The organism is Mesonia algae (assembly GCF_003253545.1).
Lineage (GTDB): Bacteria > Bacteroidota > Bacteroidia > Flavobacteriales > Flavobacteriaceae > Mesonia > Mesonia algae.
This window is the reverse complement of the sequence record NZ_QKYV01000001.1, coordinates 655,363-681,570: the sequence shown is the minus strand read 5'-3', so window position 1 is coordinate 681,570 and position 26,208 is coordinate 655,363. Positions and strand designations below refer to the sequence as shown.

Here is a 26,208-nt window from a genome sequence, read left to right as displayed (position 1 = left end):
CTTTAGAAGCGGTTTTTTTATGTTTAAAAACTATAACCCTACTATTCTGTAACTATATTAACGTTGTCAATTTGGTAAGTAGTAGTTATACCATCTGAAGCACCAGAATATTCAAAACCAACATATACAGTTTCTCCTATATAAGATGATAAATCTACATCTCCTGATGGTGTAAAACCTGTACCATAACCTGTTGTGTTACCTGTAGAATAAGTTACTTCAGTTAATTCTACCCAAGTAGCCTGAGTTGGATCACCCGTAAAATCAGTTGAAATGTATGTCTTTAAAGCTTCACCATTATTAAAACCATCATTAGTTTCAAATGATAAAGTTGCCGAAGTAGCAGCACTTAAATCTACACCTGGAGTTACTAACCATACATTATAAGGATTTTCATTTGAATTGTATGCTGAAGTCTGAGCATAATTGTTACTACTAAATTCTCTAATCTCAAATCTTCTCTCACCACCGTTAACATTTACATTAACCCAATTCTCTAAAGTTAAATCTTCTCCCTGTCCTGCAGGTTGACCTTCAAAACCTTCAGACAAAGAAGTTAAAATTTCACCTTCTCCTTCTCCTTCTCCTTCTCCTTCTCCTTCTCCTTCTCCTTCTCCTTCACCTTCTCCTTCTCCACAACGCGATTCGTTAAAGTTTATATCGTTTTCATCCCTTAAAGACAATTGGTAAGAGGTATTGAAAATATTTAAAACCGCTGTTAACGAACCATTATCTGAAGGCAAAACCATGTCTTTAAAATCAGAAAAACCACTTGTTCTTAAGGTTGCTGTTTGACCATCACAATTTTCAAAATCTCTATTTACACTAAAAGTACTTCCTATAGTTCCAAAAGATTCTCCTTCTAAATCATCTTCAAACTGCACATCATTGAACTGCACTAAAGTGTTTAAGTATTGCTCAGAAATTTCTGAGATAGAAATCACAGTTGGAATAATTTCTTCCTTATCGTTTGAACGCAAGATTCTATCATAGAAATCATCTACACCAATTCTACCAATTTCATCACCTTCATTAGTTCCTATGGTAGGTAAACCAGCATATTGACCAATGTAAAGACCATCAACTCTAAAGTAAATTTTTCTTCCTATATCATAGGTCAAATAAGCATCTGTAGCTTCTGTTGAAATAGCCAAACCTCCTGTAGGATTTTCTGGACTATCTTGTATTACTATAGATTTATAAAAATTCCCTGCTTCATCACTTGAAATTACGTAAGCCTCTAAGTACAATTCTTCTTGTGAATCTTCTCCTGCAGATATCTTTACAGATTCAAAACCACCATACATTTCTTTAACAGATTCAATTGTAGTATTTACATTTACATTTGGCTCTTCATAAGTAATCTCTGGCGTACTAAAGTCATCATCCTGAACACAAGATGTAATCATCAAACCTGCAAAAAACAGGCTACTAACTGCTAAAATCTTATTGATATTTTTCATAATTCTAATTAATTTATTTTTTTAAAATCTAACGTAAACATTCAAATAGTAAGTAGTTCCATATCCATACCAGTACTTAGGCCCGAATACTCTCTTTTCATTACTTACATCCTCAGATAAAGTTCTATAATTAGCACTTCTTCCTTGCTCAAAACCTCCAGTTTTATACTCTTTATCTAGCACATTATTTATTGTAGCAAAGAAACCTACAAAGTAATCATTTACTTTCCAAGACTTTCCTCCTACTACATTCACCAACATATAACTATCAAACTCTTCTTGTTTTAATAATCCCCTTGCAGTTTCAGCATCATAATCATTAAATGGTGCTCCGTCAAAATCTGCATAAAAATTTTGAGATCTTGTAATCGGAGATACATCTACGTAAGCATTAGAGAAAAAGTTTGAAGTTGCTCCAAACCACCAGTAATCTGGATCTCTATATTCAAAACCTATTTGGTAAGCTTGTTGAGGCCCTCCAGCTACTTTATAATCTTTTAAATAAGATTTCCCGAAATCTAATTCTTGTTGAAAATCATCTGAAGTTAAATATAAATCTGGATTATTAGCATATACATACTCTCCATAAGAAGCCGCCCCTTTTAATTTAATCGTTGGTGTTACTTGAGCTTCAATACCTAATTCTGCACCTATATGTCTTTTATCGATATTGGTTAATACCTCTTGTACAAAAGCTGTATTTACATTTCTACCTAAACCAGAGATTCCATCTGCATAGTAAAAAGCAATTTCGGTAGCATCTTCCATTTTTGTATAATACCCCGTAAGCCTTGCTTTTACTTTAGGTGATCTATATACATAACTTAAATCTACATTTTTTACAGTTTCCTCTTCTAAACCTAAAACAGTACTATTATTTTGTCTAGAATTTGAAAAAGAGTTTCTTAACGTTGGGGCATCCGTAAAGTAAGCTCCGTTCAAGGTTACTAAATGACGTCCTGTTATTTTATAGGTAGCTCCAGCTTTAACACCGTAAGTAGTAAAATCTAATTCTTCACTTTCACCTAATGAATTGGTAGGAAAACTACCATTTCTATATAAACCATTTCTCTGGTAAGTTGTTTTTTCAACATTTGCACCAGCATAAAAATCTATTTTGTTATAACTAAATTGCGCTTGAGCAAAACCATTATATTCAGAAGCATCTAATTCATAATCATATTTAAAAGTATCACCCTCTCCTAAAACTCTATTTGGATTTTCTAAGTTATTTTGAGCAGCATCACCTTGATTAAAAGTATCGATATCTAAATAACCACTACCTCCTAGTAAATCGATCATATTAGCAAAATTACGAGAGTTCAATCTCTTATAACCTAATGATCCATTTAATGTGATATTATTGGTAATATCTGAAGATATAATAGTATTAGCTGTCAATTGCTTATCATCATTACGATCCTCGTACAAATAATATTTAGAAGTTCCTCCGCTAAAAATATTTGCTTGATACATTGCATCCCAGTCAATTTGTCCATCATTTCTAAAAGACTCTGAAGCACCATAAGCGCCTGCATAATCTGCTCCATCTGGATTACCTAAAAAATAACTTGGTAATTTTTGGTAATACGTTGGATCTGGGTTAGGAGCATTATCATAACCTAATCTACTATTTCCTACTTTACCAAATTGATAGGCAACATTCGTATTTAATCTTGTCTTCTTTGAAATATCCCAATAATGATTTAACATTATAACAGGCTCTTCAATCTCTCTTACTCTAGAGTTTCTTATTTCTCCATCTTGATATCCCCAATAAGAATTATAGCTGATATCTTTTAAGTCGAAAACTTCTTGTGTATTAGGAGAAGACTTCCCTCTTCTATTAGGCGTGTAAAATGCCGTTAAATTTAAACTATGCTTTTCATTTATTTTCTTTTCTACAGCAGCAAAAAATGAATTAGCATCATATAAAGAACCATCATTAAAACCTTCTTCACCAAATCTTCTAGAAGCTAAAAAACTATAAGCCCAACCATTGTCCGTAAGTCCTGAATTATATGAAGCCATTACTCTACCTCTATAACTTCTATTAGAAGAAGCGTAAGAAACACGCCCCCCTTTTTGATATTGAGAAGCTCTCATAACTACATTTGTAGTTCCTGCTAAATCTCCAAATGTATTCTCGTTGGCAGATAACCCCATTGTAAAGACTTGATTACGCATAGCATCGTTCAACCCTCCCCAATTACTCCATTGTGGTCTACCGTTATACATTTTATTCATTTCAATTCCATTAATAAGAACTTTCCCATTTTCAGAATCAAAACCTCTAGGTCTAAAAAAAGTTGCACTAAAATCGTATGCTGCAGCATTTAGAAAAACATCTCTTGAAGCTTGCAACAAACCAGATAAATTGTCAGCAGCACTTTCGTCACTACTTAATTCATTATCAGATAAACTTATAGTACCTATTTGAAAATTTTCTTCATTGATATCAACTTCTAAAGAAATTACATCTAAATTTAAAGATTCATTCTCATTAATAATAACAGGAAATCTCTTCGAGATAAAGCCATCTTTTGTAAAAGTTACAATTTGTTCCCCCAATGGGACTTCAAAAGCAACAAAGTTAAACTCTCCTGATGCATTAGTCATCACTCTTAAATTACTATCTTCGATAGCAACCTCTACATCGGGTAAATTTTCATTAGTTGTCGCATCTACTACACTTCCCATCACATTCGTTTGTGAAAACGAAATTGCTGAGAAAAGCAATAATGCAAAAAGAATAAATCCTTTTTTCATCTTTAAAATATTGATTAACATTAGTTTAAGTTAAGAAAACATTATTTTCCGGCTGCAAATGTACATATTTTATCTACAATACCTACTTTTGGAAACTCTTAACATAAAAATTTTACATTTAAATAATATTTAACAATCATGAATAAACTATTGTACTTCGCTGCTGCTCTATTAATGTTTAGTTGCGGCTCCACACAAAAAACGAGCGAAAACAACAACTCTAAAAGTAATAAAGAAAAAACTTTTAAAGTAAATACTGTTGCTTTTTACAATTTGGAAAACCTTTTTGATGCTGAAAATGATGAAACTATTATGGATGAGTATTCTCCTATTATGGAAATGGGTGAAGGTCTAAGAGAAGGGGTTTATCAAAAGAAATTAAAAAACATGGCCTATGTGATTCCAAAAATTGGTGCCGATGTTTCTAAGAATGCACCAGCAGTTGTAGGTGTTTGTGAAGCTGAAAACAGAAAAGTCTTGGAAGACCTTGCGAACCAAGAAGCCTTATTGCCTTACGACTATGGCATTGTTCATTTTGATTCTCCCGATAGAAGAGGAATCGATGTCGCTCTTTTATATCAAAAGAAATTGTTTAAAGTAACTAATACCAATTCTCACGAATTATTGATTTATGATGCTAACGACCCAGAGAAAAGAGTATATACAAGGGATCAATTAGTAGTATCTGGTAAATTAGATGGAGATGATATTCATTTCATCGTAAATCACTGGCCTTCAAGAAGTGGAGGAGAAGCAAGAAGTCGTTTTAAAAGAGAGAAAGCTGCAGCACTTAATAAAGAAATAATAGACTCTTTACACGTAATAGATCCTTATGCAAAAATTATAACTATGGGAGATTTAAATGACGGCCCTTATAATACAAGTGTAAAAGAAGTTTTAGGAGCTAAAGCGGAAATGGAAGATGTTGAACTGAAAGGTTTATACAATCCTATGGAGAATATGCAAAAGAAAGGTATAGGAACCATTGCCTATAGAGATAGCTGGGATTTATTTGACCAAATGATTTTAAGCAAACCTTTAATTGAAAAAGATTATTCTACCTACCGATTTTACAAAGCTGGAGTTTACAATCCTCAATTTTTAAGTAACCCAAGAGGAAGATATAAAGGTTACCCATACAGAAGTTTCTCTGATGGAGGATTCTCTGGAGGATACAGTGATCACTTTCCTGTATATGTTCATCTTATAAAAGAAATACAATAGAATAAAACCTGAAAATCTACAAACAAAAAATCCGCTCAAATGAGCGGATTTTTTGTTTGTAGATTTCACCATCTAACGGTGGTCAATAAAGTTAAAGCTGACCAATAGTTACAATAGAACTTTATATCCAAATAGACCAAGGTATCATTGCTAATATTGCAGCAAACGCCAAGGTATAAAATATAGCTAAAGTTTTAAATTTTGGCGCTGAAGATAATTTCTTCTTATGCTTAGAATATCCTATAGTAATTAGCACAATAGCAATAATCATAAGCAAAGGATGCTCTACATTATACATTCTCATGGTACTGTTTTTCATGATTAGTCCCATATCAACGTTTTCTGAAAACCAAACTATTTTTGGAGAAACAAAAAATAAGATAAGACCAATAAGTAATTGAAGGTGTGTGCAAATTAAAGCAAACAGGGAAATTCTAAAATCTTTTGCTCCATAAGGTTTTTTAGTAAACGCCCCAATAAGCGCATTGATAGTTGCTAAAAAAACAACTAAAATCACCATATACGCCCAATAAGAATGTAAATAATAAATAGCTCTATACATGTTTTAAATTTTTAAATTCAAATATACTATTTATTATAAGTTACTCCTAACATATAAATTAACACATAAAAAAAAGCCTGCTGAAATCAGCAGGCTTTTTCTCTAAAAATTAAGTATTAAAGCAAATCTAGAAGTTAAATTTAACGCTTAAACTCCATTGTCTATCAAAACCAAAGCTACCTCTGTTAGACGTGTTAATACCTCTATAAACATTCCCTGCATCTGTATCTGCAGTAACTGCTCTGTTAGAACTTAAACTAGTTAAATAAACTTCATTGAATAAGTTATCTACATTTGCTCTAAAGTCTAAAGATTTTTTTCCTTCTAACTTTAGTCTGTAAGAAGCTCCTAGTCTAAAAATATCATAAGAAGGCAATTCTACTACTTTATTATCTGCTTCAGGATCTGTAAAATCTAAAGGACTAATCCCTGCAAATAATTGATCATATAAGAACCAGTCTGCATCTATAGATAAATTATCTAAAATATTGTACTGTACTCCTAAATTGAAAGATAGTTGTGGTGCGTCACCAATTTTTTCACCATCTACATAAGATTTTCCAGACTGAGACTCTACTACAGATAAATCGTCTTGTCTAATTAAGTTTAAATTAGGATTATCTGAGTATTTCCAGTTTCCTACAGATGCAAAACCTTTTATGGTTAACGGTAAAGTTTCAACGGGTCTAGAGATAAAATCTAACTCTAATCCCATATGTGTCTGCTCAATCTGCGTATAGTTAGAGAAGTAAAATTCATCTATTCCATCTTCATCCAAGTCTAAGCGATCTTCTTCTGTATTAGTTCTATTTGCCCATTTTGTATAATAAGCATTTAAATTAGCGCTAAAGATTTTACTTTTGAAACCATATCCTAATTCTAATCCTGTAATATCTTCATTTTCCGCTAAAGGATTAATATCATTAGTATAAGTTAAATAAACATTATCATGAAAAGGTTGTCTTGAGTAAAAACCTGCATTAGCATATATATTATGCTGATCATTAATATTATAATTAGCACCACCTTTTACATTGTACCCTACATTTTCTACACTTTCTGATTCTTGTTCTGATGGTAAAGTATAAGCAAAGTAATCGTATCGTGTATGTTTTTGGTTAGATAAAGCTCCTTGTAAAAAAGTAGAAAATTTATCTGTTTTATATTCAACCTGACCAAAACCTCCAATATATGCAATATCTTCAGAGTTACTATAATCAATTTGCTGATCTGATTTTGCTACATTAAACGTTGGGTTAAAAAGATTAACCTTATAATCTTGCAATACAATTTGCCCATTAGGAATAGAACCATTACCAGTTTCTCTCCAACCGTCTAATCCTAAGAAATCATTTACCTGTCTGTAGTGATCTCCGTGATAAAAACGATAATCCAAACCAACATTAAACTCTAAATTTTCATTAATCTTATGATTAAAGTTAGACACCGCACCTACCCAAAAGTGATTGTTCATTGAAGCTCTGGTGATGTAACCCATATTATCTTCATCTTCACCAATAAGTAAATCATTACCAGCAACATCTGTAGTAGCTAAACTTCTATTATTTGCAACTATTGCATCAAAATCTATTTGACCGTTACTATTGTATTTATTATCAAAAGAACCTAAAGGGCCAGTTCCTCCACCTCTACCTATAGAAGCATATACAACAGTAGATAAATCAGATTTTTCACTAATATTCCAGTCCCAGTTTAAGTTTAATACTGGCTTATGGTAAAAATTAGTTCTTTCATTATAGTATTTTCCATCTTTATAACCCCAGTTAGAGTTATACTTACGTCCATATTGCAGTGCATCACCTATACTGTTTTGATAAGCTTGGTCGTGAGTTTGAGGCGCACCTGTAAGCAATAAGTTGAAAGCATGTTCATCTGATGGCTTATATCCTACAGAAAAGAAATACGTTAATCCGTTTCCTTCTGTACCTTCATAGAAGTTACCATCTCCTTTCCAGTAAGAAAGCATGTAAGTAGAAGACCAACCTTTATCATTTGCTCCTGTTGAGTAGTAAGCTGTAGATTTTGTATAATTATTATTAGCAATTTCTTGCTGAACATAACCTCTTTCTACACTATTATAAGTTTGAGTAACAATATTAATAGTACCACCTACAGATGAAATAGCTAATTTTGAAGCTCCTAAACCTCTTTGTACTTGTACTGCACTTGCAATATCTTTTACCCCTTGCCAGTTAGACCAGTACATTTTACCATCTTCCATACCGTTAATTGGTTGACCGTTTAATAACACAGCAGTATTACTTTGATCAAAACCACGTACACGTACTTCTGAATCTCCATAACCTCCTCCAGAAGTATTGGCATACACAGAAGGCATAGTTCTTAATAAAGTAGGAAATTCTTCGTTACCCGATCTTCTCTGAATGTCCTTTGATGTTACGGTACTTACAGCAACCGGAGTGTCTCTACCTATAGCAACATCGACTACCCCTTTTCCTATAACTACAATTTCACCTAGTGCATTTTCATCAGCCATTAAAGCAAATGAACCTAAATCTACGGTTTCCCCATTTTTTACAGTGAATTCAATTTCTTGTTTTTGAAACCCTACGTATGAAAGTACAATTTTACCAGTTGTAGTTTCTACGTTTAAAGAGAATTTACCATCAAAATTTGTAGTGGTTCCATTGTTTGTCCCTGCTACAGTAACGTTTGCACCAGGCAATGGTGTTTTCATCTCAGAATCAGTAATAGTACCTGTCACGATACCCTGAGCGAAAAGAAAAGATGTTGATAACAACATCGTTAATAAAAATAAGTTTTTCATTTTGAAGACTTTTATTTGTTTTGTTTTGTCGCCGCAAATCTAACAATAAAAAGTTCATTTTTTATTATGAAAATCTTAACTTTTGGGTTACTAAAATGTTAAGTATTATTTTAAGTCTCCTGAAGGTCTAAATTTCTTTGAATTTTATCTGACCTAAATCTTTTTTTAGAGAGTCCATTTTCGCAAAATACATAGGCTTTAGAGACTCTTTAAGAGGTTCTGAACTGGGTAAATTTTGCTTGTAAGGATCCACCTGTTTTCCGTAAACCCAAAAACGATAACAAACGTGTGGACCTGTTGCAAGCCCTGTACTACCTACATAGCCTATAACATCACCTTGTTTTACACGTTGACCCACTTTTGCATTACGTTTAGACATGTGCAAATATTGAGTGGTGTACTTATCATTGTGACGTACTTTTACGTAATTTCCATTTCCTCTCGTGTAACTCGACTTAATAACTACACCATCTGCAGTTGACCAGATTGGAGTGCCTGTAGGTGCAGCATAATCTGTTCCTTTATGAGCTTTCCATCTTTTTTGAACAGGATGAAACCTTCTTTTGGTATATCGTGAAGAGATTCTAGAATATTTTAATGGAGCTTTTAGAAAGAAACTTTGAAGTGAATTAGCTTCTTCATCATAAAATTTCGCAAATCCGCTAAGGGAGTCTTTACCAAATTCAAAAGCGTAATATGGATTCTTATAATGCGTTAATACAGCCGCCTCTATGTTTGCTAATCCGGCGTAGACCGTATCGTTTATATATTTTTCGTTATAAATAATTTTGAACTGATCTCCTTTTTGAATTTTAAAGAAATCTATTTTCCATTGGTAAATATCGGCTAACTTATCTGCTAGTAAAATACTTAATCCCTCATTGTCCATAGCAGCAGAAAGAGAAGAAGTTATCACTCCTGATACTATATTTTTTTTAATAGTTACCGGCTTTTTATTTCTTAAAGCAGAAATACTATCTTTTAAATTAACAACCGTATAATTTATTCTACTTTCTTCGTAGATGAATACCTCCACATTAGATAAAGAATCTTTTGACTTTAATATAGTGTAGGGTTTACCAACATTGATTCTAGCAGGATCAAAAACATCTTTTACTTTTTCTGAAACCTCAAAAACTCTCCCTCTAGTAACTCCATGAGAATCCATTATCGCTCCAAAACTATCGCCCGATCTTACCGTATCTCTATAGACTTGATAATCATCTAGTGTAAAACCATACTCTTTAATAGAAGGTTTTGGTTTTTTTATTTCTGTTTGGACTTCTTCTTTTGGCGCCTCGTCAAACTCACAGCCAACTGCAATTAGAATTAATAATATTAAAGGGAGGTAAGATATTTTTTTCAAAAGAAATTGGTTCAGTTATATTTTTAAAAAATTTTATCAAAAATATTTAATGCTATACTTCTATACAACTTAATAGCAGCTTATTTATTATGCTTTATTTAACCTTTAGATAAGCTTTGTTCTATTTTTTTGCTGAGAATGGATTTTTTAAACCTTTGTATTCTTCTAAATCTGCTTCGAGAGAACCTACAGCCAGCTCTGCTTTAATTTTTACAGGCATTTTATTTTCATCATCACTTACCCAAAACGTTAGACTTTCTTCTTCTTCAAATATGCGATCTGCCTGTACATAAGGTCTAAATTTTAAACATTTAACCTTTCCAAACTTAGTTTTTACGACTTCTCTCTTTAAAAAAACAGTTTTAAAACGATAATTTTCATCGTCAAAAAACAAATCGAGTACAATTTCATCTCCAGGCTCAATGGTTTTACGATCTATTTTATTTCTTAAAAAATAAAAAACAGATAACATATCCTGAACTTCTTTTTTAGTTGAAAAAGTCTTTTCTGTTTTATGCTTATTGTCAACTACTCTTGCGACATTTTTATTTTGATTAAAATATATCTCTTTGTCTTTAGTATGACCTCCTTCGCTTATTTTTCTTATAAAATGTAAAGGCAGTTGTGTTTCTTTAGAAATATAAGTTTGGTAATCATCATCAACCTCAAAAAATAAATCTAGTAATCCGGTAGATTTTCCTTTACCAATTATATAAAAGGCTTCTTTATTATTATAAACTTCATCTTTCACCTCTAGTGTAGCATAACTAGCATTAAACCACCCATAGTGAATTCTAAATTTAAACCATTCTCCTGCCTTATATGCTTTTTCTGATTGCGCTAAAGCGGAAATATTTATCAAGCAAATTGCTATAATTAAAACTGATTTTTTCATAAATGACAAGTTGGTTAATGGAGGCTCTTTTAATTATTTTACAATTTCTATTCCAAAAATAGAAAAACAAAAAACCCCATCAAATTTAATGATGGGGTTTAATGCTTATTAACCAACTAAAACTTAAATTTATGAAAAAAAATTTCAAATTTACAATTTTGGTAACCACTCCAAAAATGCTGTGCAAAAGTACAGCAACTTGCAAAGGTAGAATGTAAAAAAATAAACTTTAACCTTTTCTATATCAAATCAGTAAATAAAACACATTTTAGCTAATCAATCTCTAACTATTTGTGAGTTAGTTAAGTGTTCCTCGCAATTCTTGCTCTCTTTCAATAGACTCAAAAAGAGCTTTAAAGTTACCTGCACCAAATCCTCGAGCTCCCATTCGTTGAATTATCTCAAAAAATAAGGTTGGCCTGTCTTGTATTGGCTTAGTAAAGATTTGTAGTAAATAACCTTCTTCGTCGGCATCTACCATAATTCCTAAACTTTTTAATCTTTCAATATCTTCTCTTAATTCGTGGCTGTGTTCTTCTAATCTACCCGGTACCGCTTTATAATATTCTTCTGGTGGTGTAGAAAGAAACTCGATACCTCGTGATCTTAAATCTGATACGGTTTTAATAATATCATCTGTTGCTACTGCGATGTGTTGTACCCCAGGACCTTCATAAAAATCTAAATACTCTTCAATTTGAGATTTCTTCATCCCTTCAGCAGGTTCATTGATTGGGAATTTTATTCTTCCATTACCATTACTCATCACCTTACTCATCAAAGCAGAGTATTCAGTATGTATTTGTTTATCATCAAAAGAAAGGAAGTTAACAAACCCCATTACATCCTCATACCATTTTACCCATACGTCCATTTCATTCCAACCTACATTTCCTACCATATGGTCAATAAATTTTAAACCAACTGGTTCTGGACTATAATCTGATTCCCATTTTACGTAACCAGGTAAAAATGTTCCGTTAAAGTTTTTACGCTCAATAAACATATGAACCGTTTCTCCGTAAGTGTAGATTCCAGCTTTTACAATTTCTCCACTTTCATCTTTCTCAACCGTTGGCTCTAAAAAAGATTTAGCTCCGCGTTTTGTAGTTTCTTCCCAAGCAGATCTTGCATCTTCTACCCATAGAGCGACAACTTTAACTCCGTCCCCATGCTTAACAATATGGTTATTGATGTCTTCTTGTTTTGAAGTTAAAGGAGAAGTTAACACCAATCTTATTTTATCTTGTTTTAATACGTAAGAGACAGTATCTCTACTTCCAGTTTCAAGTCCTTTATAAGCTAGCGACTGGAATCCAAACGCTGTCTTATAAAAATGTGCGGCTTGCTTTGCATTACCTACATATAACTCTACGTAATCTGTACCCAAGAGCGGCAAAAAATCTTGCGCTCCTTCAAATATTTTTTCTAATCCGTAATTAACTGATTCTATATTTTTTTTACTCATTTTCTTATTTTTATATTATTAAACATTCTTAAAACTATGCACTATCTATAAATAGTTTACCACATAGCTCTCGCTTGCGCGGAAATGTTTAATTGTAATTTTTCGCTAAGCATGATTTTCGTCTAACCAAGATTTGTGATAAGTGTCATCTGCTATTTTCATTCCTTCCTCAGTAACTTTTAAAGGCTTAAAAGTATCTACCATCACTGCAAGCTCTTCAGTTTTAGTTTGCCCTATGCTTCTTTCTACCGCTCCTGGATGTGGACCGTGAGGAATTCCTGAAGGATGCAAGGAGATATGACCTGCATCAATATCATTTCTACTCATAAAATCTCCGTCTACATAATACAACACCTCATCACTATCAATATTACTATGATTATAAGGCGCCGGAATAGATTCTGGATGATAATCGTATAATCTCGGACAGAAACTGCATACTACGAAAGCATCGGTTTCAAAGGTTTGATGTACTGGTGGTGGTTGATGAATTCGACCTGTAATAGGCTCAAAATCGTGAATTGAAAATGCGTAAGGATAATTGTAACCGTCATAACCTACTACATCAAAAGGGTGAGTAGCATAAGTAACGTCAAATATTTCTCCTTGTTTTTTTATTTTCATGAGAAATTCTCCTTTCTCATCATTGGTTTCTAACTCATAAGGTCTTCTTATATCTCTTTCGCAAAAAGGAGAATGTTCTAGTAATTGACCAAAATGATTTCTATAGCGCTTTGGAGTATAAATAGGTCTGTTAGACTCTACAATAAATAAGCGATTATCTTCATCATCAAAATCTATTTTATAAATAGTCCCTCTTGGTATTAAAAGATAATCTCCATATTTAAAGTCGAGATTCCCTAAGTGAGTTCTTAACTTCCCTGTTCCTTTATGAATAAAAAGAAGTTCATCTTCATCTGAATTTTTATAAAAATAGTCTCCCATAGATTCTTGTGGTGCCGCTAAGGCAATCGAACAATCTGAATTGGTTAAAACTACTTTTCTACTTTCTAAAAAATCTGGCGCGGGAACAGTTTGAAATCCGCGAAAGCGATATGATTTTATATTGTTTTCTACTGCAATTTTAGGCTTTATGCTATAAGGGTCTTTTACACTCTTTATTTGTGTTGGTCGATGTTCGTGATAAAGATTGGTAGACATCCCGTCAAAACCTATGGTCCCAAAAAGTTGTTCATAATACAAATCACCATTGGGCTTTTTGAATATCGTATGACGTTTGGGAGGTATTTTTCCTAATTTATGATAAAATGGCATAACTAAATGGGCTTTTCACAAATATCGGAAAATTTTCTATTCTATTGTTTTTTGTGAGCTTGCTTTTTAAAATTTTAAATGCTCTTTAAAACCTAGAAATAATACCCTAGTGCAAAAAACCATTCGCTTTCACCTCTCTCTGGAGAATAGGTGTACTTTAACTCTACAGGTCCTAAAATAGTTTCTAAGCCATAACCAAGAGCGAAACCTGTAAAATCTGGTGAAGAAAACCATTCTCCTGTTTTATACAAATCATCATCTACGTTGGCTATATTATAGCTGGCAATAAGGTGGTTTTTTTTAATAAATTCATAATCTATATCTATTAACCCTTTTATATAACTGTCTCCTGTAATGGTAAAAAAGTCATATCCATAAAATTGAACAATATTATTAATAGGTAGGTTACCATATCCGCCAAGGGAAAAATTAAGAAAAGACATATCGTTATTTCCTACTCGAAATCCTGTTTCGGTTTGCAATCTGGTACTTACTTTTGGCAACGGACTAAATGCATAGCCTACTGTTCCTTTTGCTATTGAAAATTCTGAAAAATTAAAAGTAGACCTAGAGTCGAAAAGATATAGATTAAAATCTCCTCTAAAATGAATCCCCTTACTCGGAAAATAAGAATTATCGTAGGTATCATATTCTAAATAACCTAAAGCACTAAATACATTGCTTTGTTCTAATATAGTAAATGGAAGTTGTTCATCTGCCTCTTGATCTATAATAGTTTCGGTTTCAACTTTTGAATATTTATGTTCCGCACCTAAACCTAATTTAAAAAATTTTAAAAAGAAGGTTTCTGCGTAAATTTGATTGGTAAAATCAAAGTTTTCTAACTCTACTTTATTTACATTATAATCACCAATAGTTGAATTTTGTTTTAAAAAATCGAAGTCTACGTCCTTATTAAATTGACTCACTCTCGAGTTGACTCCTATACTCCAATAGTTTCCTTTATCTATATAGTATTGAAAATCGTATCTAAAATTATCTCCCGCAATGAAATCTAACGAAATAATATCGTTAGTTAAAAACAAACTTTTTTTCGTGAGGTTTACCAATGCAGCACTTCTAAACAACTCATCATAATGTAAGCCTAAGCGTAAATAGGTGTTATTTTTATTTTCGGTTACTCTCAATCTTAGGTTATAGGTGTTTTTCGCATTAGGCACAAGACTGTATTCTACGCGTTTAAAATTTCCTGTGGCAGAGAGTGTATTAATCCCCCTGTTTAAATCTTGATATGAAGTTAATCTTTGTGTCTCCAACTTTAATTTACCACGAATATAATTTCTAGGATAATTGTGATTTCCTACAATCTCTATTTGATGAATGTAAATTGAATCTTGAAGTATGACGGGTTTTCTTACTTCATATTTTTGAGGGTTTTGTTGAGCTGCAATTGCTTTCAATTCTTGAATTTTTTTATCAGCAGCTTCTTCTCCTTTTTCTATAATTTTACTGCCCTTTTCAAAAGAAAGAACTGAAAAATCTATAATATCTGGTTTTATATATAAATCTGTTTTTTCTCTTTTTTCTTTCATGGCTTCAATCGTTCTAAAATTATTGACCTGTGTCATAATCTCAAAAACCGATTGGAGCTTCTTTCTATCTACCAAACTATCTTGTACATCTACACCAATAATAAAATCGACTCCCCTAGATTTTAGTTCTTCAATAGGATAGTTATTAGCAATTCCTCCATCTGTCATCAATTTTCCTTCAATTTCTACTGGACTAAATAATGTAGGGATTGCTCCGCTTGCAGAAACTGCCTGCGCCAAAGACCCATTTTCTAAAATAACAGCTTCCCCAGTTTCCATATTAGTTCCTATGCAAAAAAATGGAATTGGTAGATTTTCAAATTGCTGAATGTTATTTACATGAGCTGTTAACTGCGAAAGAAGATTATAAAGATTTTGTCCTTTTGATAATCCCGAAGGAAATGAAAGCTTAAAATCATCAAAAGGCAAGGTAAGTGTATAACGTTCTGAATCTTTACGTTCGTAAAAAGTTTTTACACTTCGAGGAAGATCATCTTGTATTAAAGTATTGAAATTGGTTTCTCTAAAAATAGAATCTAATTGGTGAGGTGTATATCCTGCTGCATACAATGAGCCTATTATTGCCCCCATACTTGTTCCTGCAATATAATCTACTCTTATCCCTGCTTCATCAATTTTTTTTAACGCACCAATATGCGCCAACCCTTTTGCTCCGCCACCGCTTAGAACCACTCCTACTTTCAAATCTTTTTTTGAAGCGGTGTTTTCCTGAGCAAAAATACTTCCTGTCAAGAACAAGAAAATGTAAAGCAGGTTTTTCATTCTTTTTCCTTTTTTTTCTGATAAAACTCGAACACTAAGCTCCCTTTAGAAACTCCTACCACATCTACTAGCTCTTTTTTTGTAGCCTCTGAAATTCTCTTAATCGATCTAAATTGCTTTAATAACTCTACCGCTGTCTTTTCTCCAATCCCTTCTATAGATTCTAGTTCGGTTCCTAGCGCAGCATTACTTCTCTTATTTCTATGAAAAGTTATCCCAAAACGGTGGGCTTCATTTCTTAACTGTTGAATAATTTTTAAGGTTTCCGTTTTTTTGTCTAAATATAGAGGATATTTATCTCCCGGATAAAACAATTCTTCTAAACGTTTAGCAATACCTATTATGGCTATTTTTCCGCGTAAGCCTAAATCATCTAATGCTTTTACCGCAGAAGATAATTGACCTTTTCCTCCATCAATAATAATGAGTTGCGGTAAAGGTTCATCCTCATTTAAAAGTCTTCTATACCTTCTAAACACCACTTCTTCCATAGATGCAAAATCATCTGGACCTTCTACGGTTTTAATATTAAATTTACGGTAATCTCTTTTACTTGGCTTTCCGTTCTTAAAAACTACACAAGCTGCAACTGGGTTGGTTCCTTGTATGTTAGAATTATCAAAACATTCTATATGTCTTGGTTCTTCATGAAGTCGCAAATCTTTTTTCATTTGCGCCATTAATCGATTGACATGACGATCTGGATCAATAATTTTCATTTGCTTAAAACGATCTTGACGGAAGTATTTCGCATTCCGTAAAGATAAATCTACAATCGCTTTTTTATCACCTAATTTAGGAACTGTCACTTTTATATCTTCTCCTAAGTTAATTGAAAAAGGCACATAAATTTCCCTCGACAGAGAGTTAAAACGTTGCCTAATTTCTACAACCGCAAGTTCAAGGAGTTCTTTATCGCTTTCCTCTAGCTTTTTTTTCATTTCGATAGTATGTGATCGAATAATTGAACCGTGAGAAAGCTGTAAAAAATTGACATAACCATAGCCTTCATCACTCGTTATAGAGAAAACATCTACATTATTAATTTTAGGATTAACTACCGTAGATTTAGATTGATACTTTTCTAGAACATCTATTTTATCTTTAATTTTTTGAGCTTCTTCAAACTCCATAGCTTCGGCGTGCATTTTCATTTGCTCCCTAAACTTTAATAAAGAGTCTTTAAAATCTCCTTTTACAATTTGCCGAATGTGCTCTATATTTTTATTGTACTCAATCTCATATTGATTTCCTTCACAAGGACCTTTACAGTTTCCTAAATGATATTCTAAGCAAACTTTATATTTTCCTTGCTGAATTTTTTCTTCGGCCAAATCATAATTACAAGTTCGCAATTGATATAAACCTTTAATAAGATCTAGTAAAGTATTTACTGTTTTAAAACTGGTAAAAGGCCCGTAATATTCACTCCCATCTTTTATGACTCTACGCGTAGGAAACACTCTAGGAAAACGTTCGTTTTTTATACAAATCCAAGGATAGGTTTTATCATCCTTAAGCATCACGTTAAAACGTGGCTGGTATTTTTTTATAAGGTTGTTTTCTAACAGTAAAGCATCGGTTTCAGAATTAACAACGATATGTTTTATATCGTGTATTTTCTTAACCATCACGCCAATGCGGTGGCTATCGTGCTTTTTATTAAAATAAGAGTTTACCCTTTTTTTTAGATTTTTAGCCTTTCCTACATAAAGAATTTTCCCGTTCTTATCATAGTATTGATAGACCCCCGGACTAGAAGGAAGGGTTTTTATTTGTACCTCTAAAGATGCCTGCTCCATACCCTCAAAGATAAAGTATGTTTTATACTTTTAAAAGAAACTGTGAGTATCCTTAAAAACTATTTTTTATTAAACATTTTAGTTTATTTTTGGAGCCTTATTTCTTCCATAAATTTAAGTTTTTAATACCAGGTATTCTTATTTTTAAAGAAAATCAAACCTATATTTTTTGCTTCGTTTATTTTTAAGTAGATTAAGAAACTGTTAGTTTAAAACAAATTTTATGGTTAAAACAGTGAGATTGTTATTTTTACCACATGTATAAGAAAGAGAAAAAAATTATTGGACGAAGTGATATTGTAAATTTTCCCGATTTACAACTCGAAGAGATTGCTATAAAGATAGATACGGGTGCATACACCTCCTCTATTCACTGTAAAGACATTAGAGAAGAAAATGGCATTCTTAAATGTACATTTTTAGATGAAGATCACCCCCAATATAACTCGATGATATTTACATTTAAAGAATACAAAAAAATTACAGTTAGAAGTAGTAACGGACTAGCGCAAAAGCGTTATGAAGTAAAATCTACCATTCAATTATTTAATAAGACTTATAAAATTTCGCTTTCGCTGAATGATCGACAAGAAATGAAATTCCCTGTCCTTATCGGAAGAAAGTTTTTAAACGATAAATTTATCGTCGATACCCAACTAAAAGATTTATCTTTTCAACAACAAGATCAATAACACTATTATGAATATTAAAATATTATCAAGAAACGCCAATTTATACTCTACTAAACGTTTGGTTGAAGCGGCTAAAAAAAGAAAGCACGAAGTAGAAGTTATTGATCCGCTTAAATGCGATATCGTAATTGAAAAAAGAAAACCCAACATTTATTATAAAGGTGGGTACATAGAAAACGTAGATGCTATTATTCCTAGAATAGGATCATCGGTTACCTTTTACGGTACTGCTGTGGTACGCCAATTTGAAATGATGGGTGCTTTCACCACCATAGATTCTGAAGCTTTAGTAAGAAGTAGAGATAAATTAAGAAGCTTACAGGTATTATCTCGTGCTAAAATAGGTTTACCAAAAACTGTTTTTACTAACTATTCTCGAGACGTAGAAGGAGTTATTAATCAAGTTGGTGGCACGCCCTTGGTCATAAAACTTTTAGAAGGAACTCAAGGTCTTGGTGTAGTTTTAGCAGAAACTAAAAATGCAGCACAATCGGTTATTGAAGCATTTAACGGCTTACAAGCTCGTGTGATAGTTCAAGAATTTATCAAAGAAGCAAAAGGAGCAGATATTAGAGCTTTTGTGGTCGATGGTCACGTAGTAGGTGCCATGAAAAGACAAGGAAAAGAAGGAGAATTTAGATCTAATTTACACCGTGGAGGCTCTGCAGAAGTGATTCAGTTGACCGATGAAGAAGAAATTGCAGCTGTAAAAGCCTGTAAAGCCATGGGCTTAGGTGTTGCCGGAGTAGATTTATTACAAAGTACACGCGGACCTTTAATTCTTGAGGTTAACTCTTCTCCAGGCTTAGAAGGAATAGAAAAAGCCACTGGAAAAGATATTGCTAAAACCATTATTAGATACATCGAAAAAAACATATAGACGATATGGCTTATATCGATAAAAAAAATGTTCTTACTATTTTAGAACAACGTATAAAGCCAGGTGAAAGTGCTCGTATTAATTTTAATACCGCAAAACTTTTTACCACCAGCCCAGTAGAAGTGCCTATTATTATTGAGCGCTCTAAAAATCCAGGTCCCATTATTTTACTTACGGCAGGTATTCACGGAGATGAAATTAATGGGATTGAGGTAATTCGGCAAATTATTGCCAAAAAAATCAATAAGCCTAAAAAAGGTACAGTCATTTGTATTCCTGTAGTTAATATTTTTGGGTTTCTCAATCTAACGAGAGAGTTTCCCGATGGTCGTGACCTTAACCGAATGTTTCCTGGATCTCAAAATGGAGCTTTAGCCAGTAGATTTGCCTACCAATTTGTGCAAGAAATATTACCAGTAGCAGATCTTTGTTTAGATTTTCATACGGGTGGAGCCAGTCGTTTTAATGCTTCGCAAATTAGAATTAGAAAAAACGACGATGAGCTTATGAAATATGCTCAAATATTTAATGCTCCATTTACCGTATATTCTGCAAACATTGCTAAGTCTTTTAGAGATGCTTGTGCCAAAATGGGAAAACCTATTTTATTATTTGAAGGAGGAAAATCTTTAGATAGCAATAAAAACATTGCAAAAGCAGGTGTAGAAGGAACCATGCGTATTTTAAGTCATTTAGAGATGCTTCAAGATAGTATAGAAGTACCTGTAAAAGAAGATAAAACTATTCTTATAGAACAAAGCGCTTGGGTAAGAGCTAAATATAGCGGACTTCTACACATAAAAATTCCTATTGGGAAAGCGGTAGAAAAAGGAGAATACATTGCCATTATTACCGATCCTTATGGAGAGTTTAGACATAAAGTAAAAGCCAACACTACAGGTTATGTGATCAATGTTAATCAGGCTCCTATTGTTTACCAAGGAGATGCTATTTTTCATATTTCAAAACACGCTTAGAGTGAGTAAAAATCAAATCCGTAAAGCATACAAAACAAAAAGAACGCTATTATCTAAAGAGGAAATAGAAGAGAAAAGTATGGCAATTGCCAATCAACTTTTGTCCCTGCCTGTTTGGGATTATCAGTTTTATCACTTATTTCTAAGTATTGCTCAACATAAAGAAGTGGATACCGAATTTCTACTCCATATCCTTAGCGGAAAAGATAAAAACGTGGTGGTTTCTAAAAGTGATTTTAAAACTTTAGAAATGCAACATTTTTTATTGACAGATGCTACACCTATAAAAGTAAATGAGTGGGGAATTCCTGAACCACAAAACGGAATAGAAATACAACCTCAACAACTAGAAGTAGTTTTTCTTCCGCTTCTTGCTTTTGACCTTAACGGAAATAGAATTGGCTACGGTAAAGGTTTTTACGACCGATTTTTAGAAAAATGCTCACCAAATGTGGTCAAAATAGGTCTCTCTTTTTTTGAAGCAGAAAAACATCCTATTGAAGCTTCCCCCTTAGATATACCTTTGGATTATTGTGTTACACCAGAGAAAGTTTATACGTTTTAATCTTGTTTCTCCTCTTTAGGAAATGCTCTTTTATTGAAGATAATCAATAAAATTACCCCAATTGTAATAGCAGAATCTGCGATATTAAATACAGGTTCAAAAAAGGTAAAGTATTCTCCACCCCAAAAAGGAATCCATTCGGGTAAAACGCCGCTCCATAGCGGGAAATAAAGCATATCTACAACCTTACCGTGAAATAAGGTTCCGTAACCACCTTCAGCAGGCATAAAGCTCGCTAATTGATTAGTACTGTCGTTAAATATAAGTCCGTAAAAAACGGAATCGATAATATTTCCCAGAGCACCAGCAAAAATTAAAGAAATAGATATAATTAAAACCCTAGATCCGTTTTTTCTTACCGAATCCCAAAGCCAGTACCCAATACCAACGATGGCAACTAATCTAAAAAGGGTTAAAATTAATTTCCCATACTCACCTGGGATTTGGGCTCCCCAAGCCATACCATTATTTTCTATAAAAAGTATTTTAAACCAGTCAAAAACGTGAACGTCTTCGCCCAATACAAAATTGGTTTTAATATAAATTTTTGAGATTTGGTCTATGAGTAAGACTAAGATAATAAATAGCGTCGCTTTCTTAATGGACATGGATTAGGCATTTTAAGGTCGTAAAAATACTATTTTTATTCTTCATGCCTTACATTAATGTCACCATCAATACTTTTTAAAGAAATTTTATTTCCTTTTTTAAAAGTAGGTTCCATTTTCACCGTACCGTGAGTAGAAAAAGCTGTTATCTTTTCTTCGAGAGTTCCCACCTCAATATCTCCTTTAAAGGTGTTGATAAGCGCTTTACCCGAAAATTGATGTAATTCACACCTTCCCGATTTCAACTCTGCTTCAAAATAAGTATAATTTCCACTTCCGTAAACGGAAGCAAGATCAGATTGAATAATGACGCTTTTATGTTCTGGTATTTCTATCTCTAAACGTACTGCAAATACTTTGTGAGCGCTTAACTTATCGTAACCACTGGTTAAAATTTCAGGAAAAACGGTTTGAACAGTTAAGGTTTTATTTTCTTCCGTAAAGTTAAACCCTATATTTTGAGCATATTCCCCTTCAGAATAAGATTTTATCTTTAGCTCGTTAATTTTTGGATTAGTAGATATATATACAGCAAAAACTTCATCAACTTTTAAATGAAGCTGCTCTATGTGGTCAACAGCTATTTTTCTCTCTACGATAGATTGTGCTTTCGCTGAAAAAACTAGTGCTAAGAAAAGAATAAAAAAAGTATACCTCATCAACTTAATATATCAAAAAACGCTCCTAAAAGGAGCGTTTAAATTGATTATAAAATAATATGTTTATTTTTGAAGGTTCTTCGCTTCAATACTTAAAGTTGCATGAGGAACCAACATTAATCTTTCTTTCTTAATTAGTTTTCCTGTTACACGGCAAATTCCGTAAGACTTATTTTCTATACGAATAATCGCATTTTTTAGGTCTCTTATAAATTTCTCTTGACGAATTGCTAACTGTGAGTTCGCTTCTTTACTCATGGTTTCGCTACCTTCATCAAATGCTTTAAAGGTTGGAGAAGTATCATCTGTACCATTAGAACTATCGTTCATATAGGCACTTTTATACATCTCTAGTTGTTTGTTAGCACTAGCCATTTTCTCTAGAATAATTGTTCTAAATTCTTCTAAATCTGCATCGCTGTATCTTTCTGTAGTTTCTGTGTTCATAGTTAATTATTGTTTTTTAATAGACAAAAAGGTATTCACATCATCAAATACAACTTCTATACCTTCGTCCATACTTTCTGCTAGTTCGAGCTGAGCAGTAAGTGTTTCGTTTTTAATATACTCTTCGTTATCTAAGACTGCCTGCTCGACCACGCCGTCTTTTTTAATCGTCACCGTTATCTTATCGGTCACTTCAAAACCAGAGTCTTTTCTTAAGTTTTGAATTCTATTGACCATTTCGCGCGCAACTCCCTCTTTTCTAAGACTTTCATTAATCGTAGCATCTAAAGCAACAGTGATACCTGCGTTACTTGCGACTAACCAACCTTCGATATCTTCAGAAGAAATTTCTACATCGATGAGCTGCAAAGTAGTCATTTTTCCGTTAATTTCTAAAGAAATTTCACCCTTCATTTCTATAGTAGAAATATCGTTTGCCTCGAGCTTATTTATCGCTGCCACAACGAGTTTCATGTCTTTACCAAAACGCGGACCTAGAGTTTTAAAATTAGGCTTAATATTCTTAACCAAAATCCCCGAAGTGTCATCGATTAGTTCGATTTCTTTTACATTCACCTCTGACATAATAAGATCTTTAACCGCCATAATTTCCTCACGTACTTGATCATCTAACACAGGAATCATAATACGTTGTAAAGGTTGACGCACTTTAATCATTTCTTTTTTACGTAGTGATAATACTAAAGAAGAAATGATTTGAGCCTTTTCCATTTTTCTTTCTAACGCTTCATCTATAAACGTTTTATCTTGCTGTGGAAAAGCAGCCAAATGTACACTTTCAAAATTTTCTTTTTGCGTAGTATTTGTTAAGTCTTTGTAAAGCCTATCCATATAAAATGGAGCGATTGGCGCACTTAATTTTGCTACGGTTTCTAAACACGTATATAAGGTTTGATAAGCAGATATTTTATCTTGTTCATAATCTCCTTTCCAAAATCTTCTTCTGCTTAAACGCACAAACCAGTTGCTTAGATTTTCTTGTACAAACTCAGAGATAGCTCTAGCTGCTCTCGTAGGCTCATATTCTTCATAAAACTTGTCTACTTTTCCGATAAGGGTATGTAGTTCAGACAATATCCAACGATCAATTTCTGGTCTGTTTTCTAAAGCAACGTCATCTTCTTTGTACGTGAATTGATCAATATTTGCATATAAAGTAAAGAACGAATAGGTGTTGTATAAAGTCCCAAAGAATTTTCTTCTTACTTCTGCAATTCCTTCAATATCAAATTTTAAATTATCCCAAGGATTAGCGTTAGAAATCATATACCAACGGGTAGCATCTGGACCAAAAGCTGCCAAAGTATCGAAAGGATCTGCAGCGTTTCCTAAACGTTTAGACATTTTTTGTCCGTGTTTATCGAGTACCAATCCGTTTGAAACCACATTTTTATAGGCTACATCATCGAAGATCATGGTTGCAATGGCATGCAACGTATAGAACCATCCACGCGTTTGATCTACTCCTTCTGCAATAAAATCTGCTTTTTTATCTCCGTTTTCTACTTGTTCTTTATTCTCAAATGGATAATGCCATTGTGCGTAAGGCATAGAACCAGAATCAAACCAAACGTCTATCAAATCTGCCTCTCTTTTCATCGGTTTCCCGGAAGGAGAAACTAGCGTGATTTGATCTACAACATTTTTATGTAAATCTACTTTTTCGTAGTTCTCATCTGTCATATTACCGACTTCAAATTCCGCGAAAGCGTCATTTTTCATAAAGCCAGCTTCTACAGATTTTTGCATTTCCTGCTTTAATTCTGCGATAGAACCAATAAGAATTTCTTCTCTACCATCTTCGGTACGCCAAATAGGTAGTGGGATTCCCCAATATCGTGAACGAGAAAGGTTCCAGTCATTAGCGTTTGCCAACCAATTACCAAAACGGCCTTCTCCTGTAGATTTAGGTTTCCAATTAATGCCTTTGTTAAGTTCGTGCATACGATCTTTTACTTCGGTCACTTTAATAAACCAAGAATCTAATGGATAATATAATATAGGTTTATCTGTACGCCAGCAATTTGGATAACTGTGTACGTATTTTTCTACTTTAAAAGCTTTATTTTCTTCTTTTAATTTAATAGCAATTTCTACGTCTACAGATTTCTCTGGAGCATCTTCTTCATCATAATATTCGTTCTTTACGTATTTGCCAGCAAATTCACCCATTTCTAGTCTGAATCTACCTTGTAAATCTACCAACGGAACTAAATTATCGTTCTCGTCTTTAACTAACATTGGAGGAATTTGCGGTGTAGCTTGTTTAGCAACCAACGCATCATCTGCTCCAAAAGTTGGCGCGGTATGAACGATCCCTGTTCCATCTTCTGTAGTTACAAAATCTCCCGAAATAATTCTAAACGCATTTTCTGGATTTTCAAAAGGTAAAACGTAAGGCAATAATTGCTCATATTTTATACCTACCAAATCTTTCCCCATAAAGGTATCGATTACCATATAAGGGATTTTTTTATCTCCCTGTTTATAGGCTTCAATCACCTCTTCGTTTTCAGTCTCTACGAATTTTTTATCAAACTGTTTACTGACTAAATTTTTAGCCACAACAATTTGTACAGGCTCAAACGTATATTGATTATATGTTTTTACTAGTGCATATTCAATTTTTGGACCTACGGTTAATGCTGTATTACTGGGTAAAGTCCACGGGGTGGTCGTCCAAGCAATAAAATGTATAGTACCATATTCTGCTAAATTATCTGGTAACGTACTAGAAACTGCTTTAAATTGTGCCGTTACGGTAGTATCGGTTACATCTTGGTAGGTTCCTGGTTGGTTTAACTCATGTGAACTTAAACCTGTCCCAGCCTTTGGAGAATATGGTTGTATCGTATAACCCTTATAAATAAGGTCTTTTTTATAAATCTCTGAAAGTAACCACCAAACGGTTTCCATATACTTAGACTTATAGGTAACATAAGGATCATCCATATTTACCCAATAGCCCATTTGTTCGGTAAGGTTTTTCCAAACATCGGTATAACGCATCACCGCATTTTTACACGCATCATTGTAGGCTTCTACACTAATTTTAGTACCTATATCTTCTTTGGTAATGCCTAATTCTTTTTCTACACCTAACTCAACAGGTAAACCGTGTGTATCCCATCCTGCTTTACGCTTTACTAAGAAACCTTTTTGGGTTTTATAACGGCAAAAAATGTCTTTTATACTTCGCGCCATCACATGGTGAATTCCTGGAAGACCATTAGCCGATGGCGGTCCTTCAAAAAATACGAAAGGTTCTTTTCCTTCTCTTGTACTTACACTTTTATCAAATATGTTTTCCTCTTTCCAAAAATCTAAGATTTCCTTAGCGATTACGGGAAGGTTAAGTTCTTTATATTCAGTAAATTTTGTACTCATGGT

General features: G+C 33.2%; 19 protein-coding genes. 5 read left to right on the top strand and 14 right to left on the bottom strand.

Annotated elements, in window-relative coordinates; genetic code table 11:
- Nucleotides 1–41 precede the first annotated feature (41 nt).
- Entirely contained in the window at nt 42–1,463 is a 1,422-nt protein-coding gene (locus LX95_RS03190) for a DUF5689 domain-containing protein (protein ID WP_111539964.1), read from the bottom strand.
- Nucleotides 1,464–1,484: 21 nt separating this feature from the next.
- Nucleotides 1,485–4,232, bottom strand: a complete 2,748-nt coding sequence (locus tag LX95_RS03185) for a carboxypeptidase-like regulatory domain-containing protein (RefSeq protein WP_111539998.1) — start codon at nt 4,230–4,232, stop codon at nt 1,485–1,487.
- A 138-nt stretch (nt 4,233–4,370) separates the two neighbouring features.
- Between LX95_RS03185 and LX95_RS03180 the strand changes: the two genes are divergently transcribed.
- Entirely contained in the window at nt 4,371–5,456 is a 1,086-nt protein-coding gene (locus LX95_RS03180; RefSeq protein ID WP_245924715.1) for an endonuclease/exonuclease/phosphatase family protein, read from the top strand.
- Nucleotides 5,457–5,577: 121 nt separating this feature from the next.
- Here the strand turns inward: LX95_RS03180 and LX95_RS03175 are convergent, their stop codons facing one another.
- From LX95_RS03175 to uvrC, 8 genes are all read right to left on the bottom strand, one after another.
- Nucleotides 5,578–6,018, bottom strand: coding sequence for a hypothetical protein (locus tag LX95_RS03175; protein WP_111539963.1), 441 nt, complete (start codon nt 6,016–6,018; stop codon nt 5,578–5,580).
- 127 nt (nt 6,019–6,145) lie between these two features.
- A complete protein-coding gene (locus tag LX95_RS03170; protein ID WP_111539962.1) occupies nt 6,146–8,827 on the bottom strand; it encodes a TonB-dependent receptor in 2,682 nt (893 codons plus the stop codon).
- 127 nt (nt 8,828–8,954) lie between these two features.
- Nucleotides 8,955–10,193 (bottom strand): M23 family metallopeptidase, encoded by a 1,239-nt coding sequence (locus tag LX95_RS03165; RefSeq protein ID WP_111539961.1) that lies wholly within the window; start codon nt 10,191–10,193, stop codon nt 8,955–8,957.
- Nucleotides 10,194–10,314: 121 nt separating this feature from the next.
- The gene (locus LX95_RS03160; protein WP_111539960.1) at nt 10,315–11,088 is read right to left on the bottom strand and encodes a DUF3108 domain-containing protein; all 774 of its coding nucleotides are present in this window, start codon (nt 11,086–11,088) and stop codon (nt 10,315–10,317) included.
- Nucleotides 11,089–11,386: 298 nt separating this feature from the next.
- Entirely contained in the window at nt 11,387–12,556 is a 1,170-nt protein-coding gene (hppD, locus tag LX95_RS03155; RefSeq protein ID WP_111539959.1) for a 4-hydroxyphenylpyruvate dioxygenase, read from the bottom strand.
- A gap of 105 nt (nt 12,557–12,661) precedes the next feature.
- Complete coding sequence (locus tag LX95_RS03150; RefSeq protein ID WP_111539958.1) at nt 12,662–13,831, bottom strand: homogentisate 1,2-dioxygenase; 1,170 nt, start codon at nt 13,829–13,831, stop codon at nt 12,662–12,664.
- 92 nt (nt 13,832–13,923) lie between these two features.
- Nucleotides 13,924–16,167, bottom strand: a complete 2,244-nt coding sequence (locus LX95_RS03145; RefSeq protein WP_111539957.1) for a patatin-like phospholipase family protein — start codon at nt 16,165–16,167, stop codon at nt 13,924–13,926.
- Nucleotides 16,164–17,969, bottom strand: coding sequence for an excinuclease ABC subunit UvrC (gene uvrC / locus LX95_RS03140; RefSeq protein ID WP_111539956.1), 1,806 nt, complete (start codon nt 17,967–17,969; stop codon nt 16,164–16,166). The genes LX95_RS03145 and uvrC overlap by 4 nt, the downstream gene beginning before the upstream one ends.
- A 257-nt stretch (nt 17,970–18,226) precedes the next feature.
- Here uvrC and LX95_RS03135 point away from each other — a divergent pair, with 257 nt between their 5' ends.
- Genes LX95_RS03135 through LX95_RS03120 form a run of 4 tightly spaced genes read left to right on the top strand, consistent with a single transcriptional unit; the run spans nt 18,227 to nt 21,083 of the window.
- Nucleotides 18,227–18,661 carry an ATP-dependent zinc protease family protein gene (locus LX95_RS03135; RefSeq protein ID WP_111539955.1) on the top strand — a complete coding sequence of 145 codons (435 nt, stop codon included), beginning with the start codon at nt 18,227–18,229 and terminating at the stop codon, nt 18,659–18,661.
- 7 nt (nt 18,662–18,668) lie between these two features.
- Entirely contained in the window at nt 18,669–19,541 is an 873-nt protein-coding gene (rimK, locus tag LX95_RS03130; RefSeq protein WP_111539954.1) for a 30S ribosomal protein S6--L-glutamate ligase, read from the top strand.
- A gap of 5 nt (nt 19,542–19,546) precedes the next feature.
- On the top strand, nt 19,547–20,518 hold the full coding sequence (locus LX95_RS03125; RefSeq protein ID WP_111539953.1) for a succinylglutamate desuccinylase/aspartoacylase family protein: 972 nt from the start codon (nt 19,547–19,549) through the stop codon (nt 20,516–20,518).
- Nucleotide 20,519: 1 nt separating this feature from the next.
- Nucleotides 20,520–21,083, top strand: coding sequence for a 5-formyltetrahydrofolate cyclo-ligase (locus LX95_RS03120; protein WP_245924714.1), 564 nt, complete (start codon nt 20,520–20,522; stop codon nt 21,081–21,083).
- Here the strand turns inward: LX95_RS03120 and LX95_RS03115 are convergent.
- From LX95_RS03115 to ileS, 4 genes are all read right to left on the bottom strand, one after another.
- A complete protein-coding gene (locus LX95_RS03115; RefSeq protein WP_111539951.1) occupies nt 21,080–21,691 on the bottom strand; it encodes a lipoprotein signal peptidase in 612 nt (203 codons plus the stop codon). The genes LX95_RS03120 and LX95_RS03115 overlap by 4 nt on opposite strands.
- A 35-nt stretch (nt 21,692–21,726) precedes the next feature.
- Nucleotides 21,727–22,350, bottom strand: a complete 624-nt coding sequence (locus LX95_RS03110; protein ID WP_111539950.1) for a DUF4097 family beta strand repeat-containing protein — start codon at nt 22,348–22,350, stop codon at nt 21,727–21,729.
- A 63-nt stretch (nt 22,351–22,413) separates the two neighbouring features.
- Nucleotides 22,414–22,797 (bottom strand): TraR/DksA family transcriptional regulator, encoded by a 384-nt coding sequence (locus LX95_RS03105; RefSeq protein ID WP_111539949.1) that lies wholly within the window; start codon nt 22,795–22,797, stop codon nt 22,414–22,416.
- 6 nt (nt 22,798–22,803) lie between these two features.
- Nucleotides 22,804–26,205, bottom strand: a complete 3,402-nt coding sequence (gene ileS / locus LX95_RS03100) for an isoleucine--tRNA ligase (protein WP_111539996.1) — start codon at nt 26,203–26,205, stop codon at nt 22,804–22,806.
- Nucleotides 26,206–26,208 lie beyond the last annotated feature (3 nt).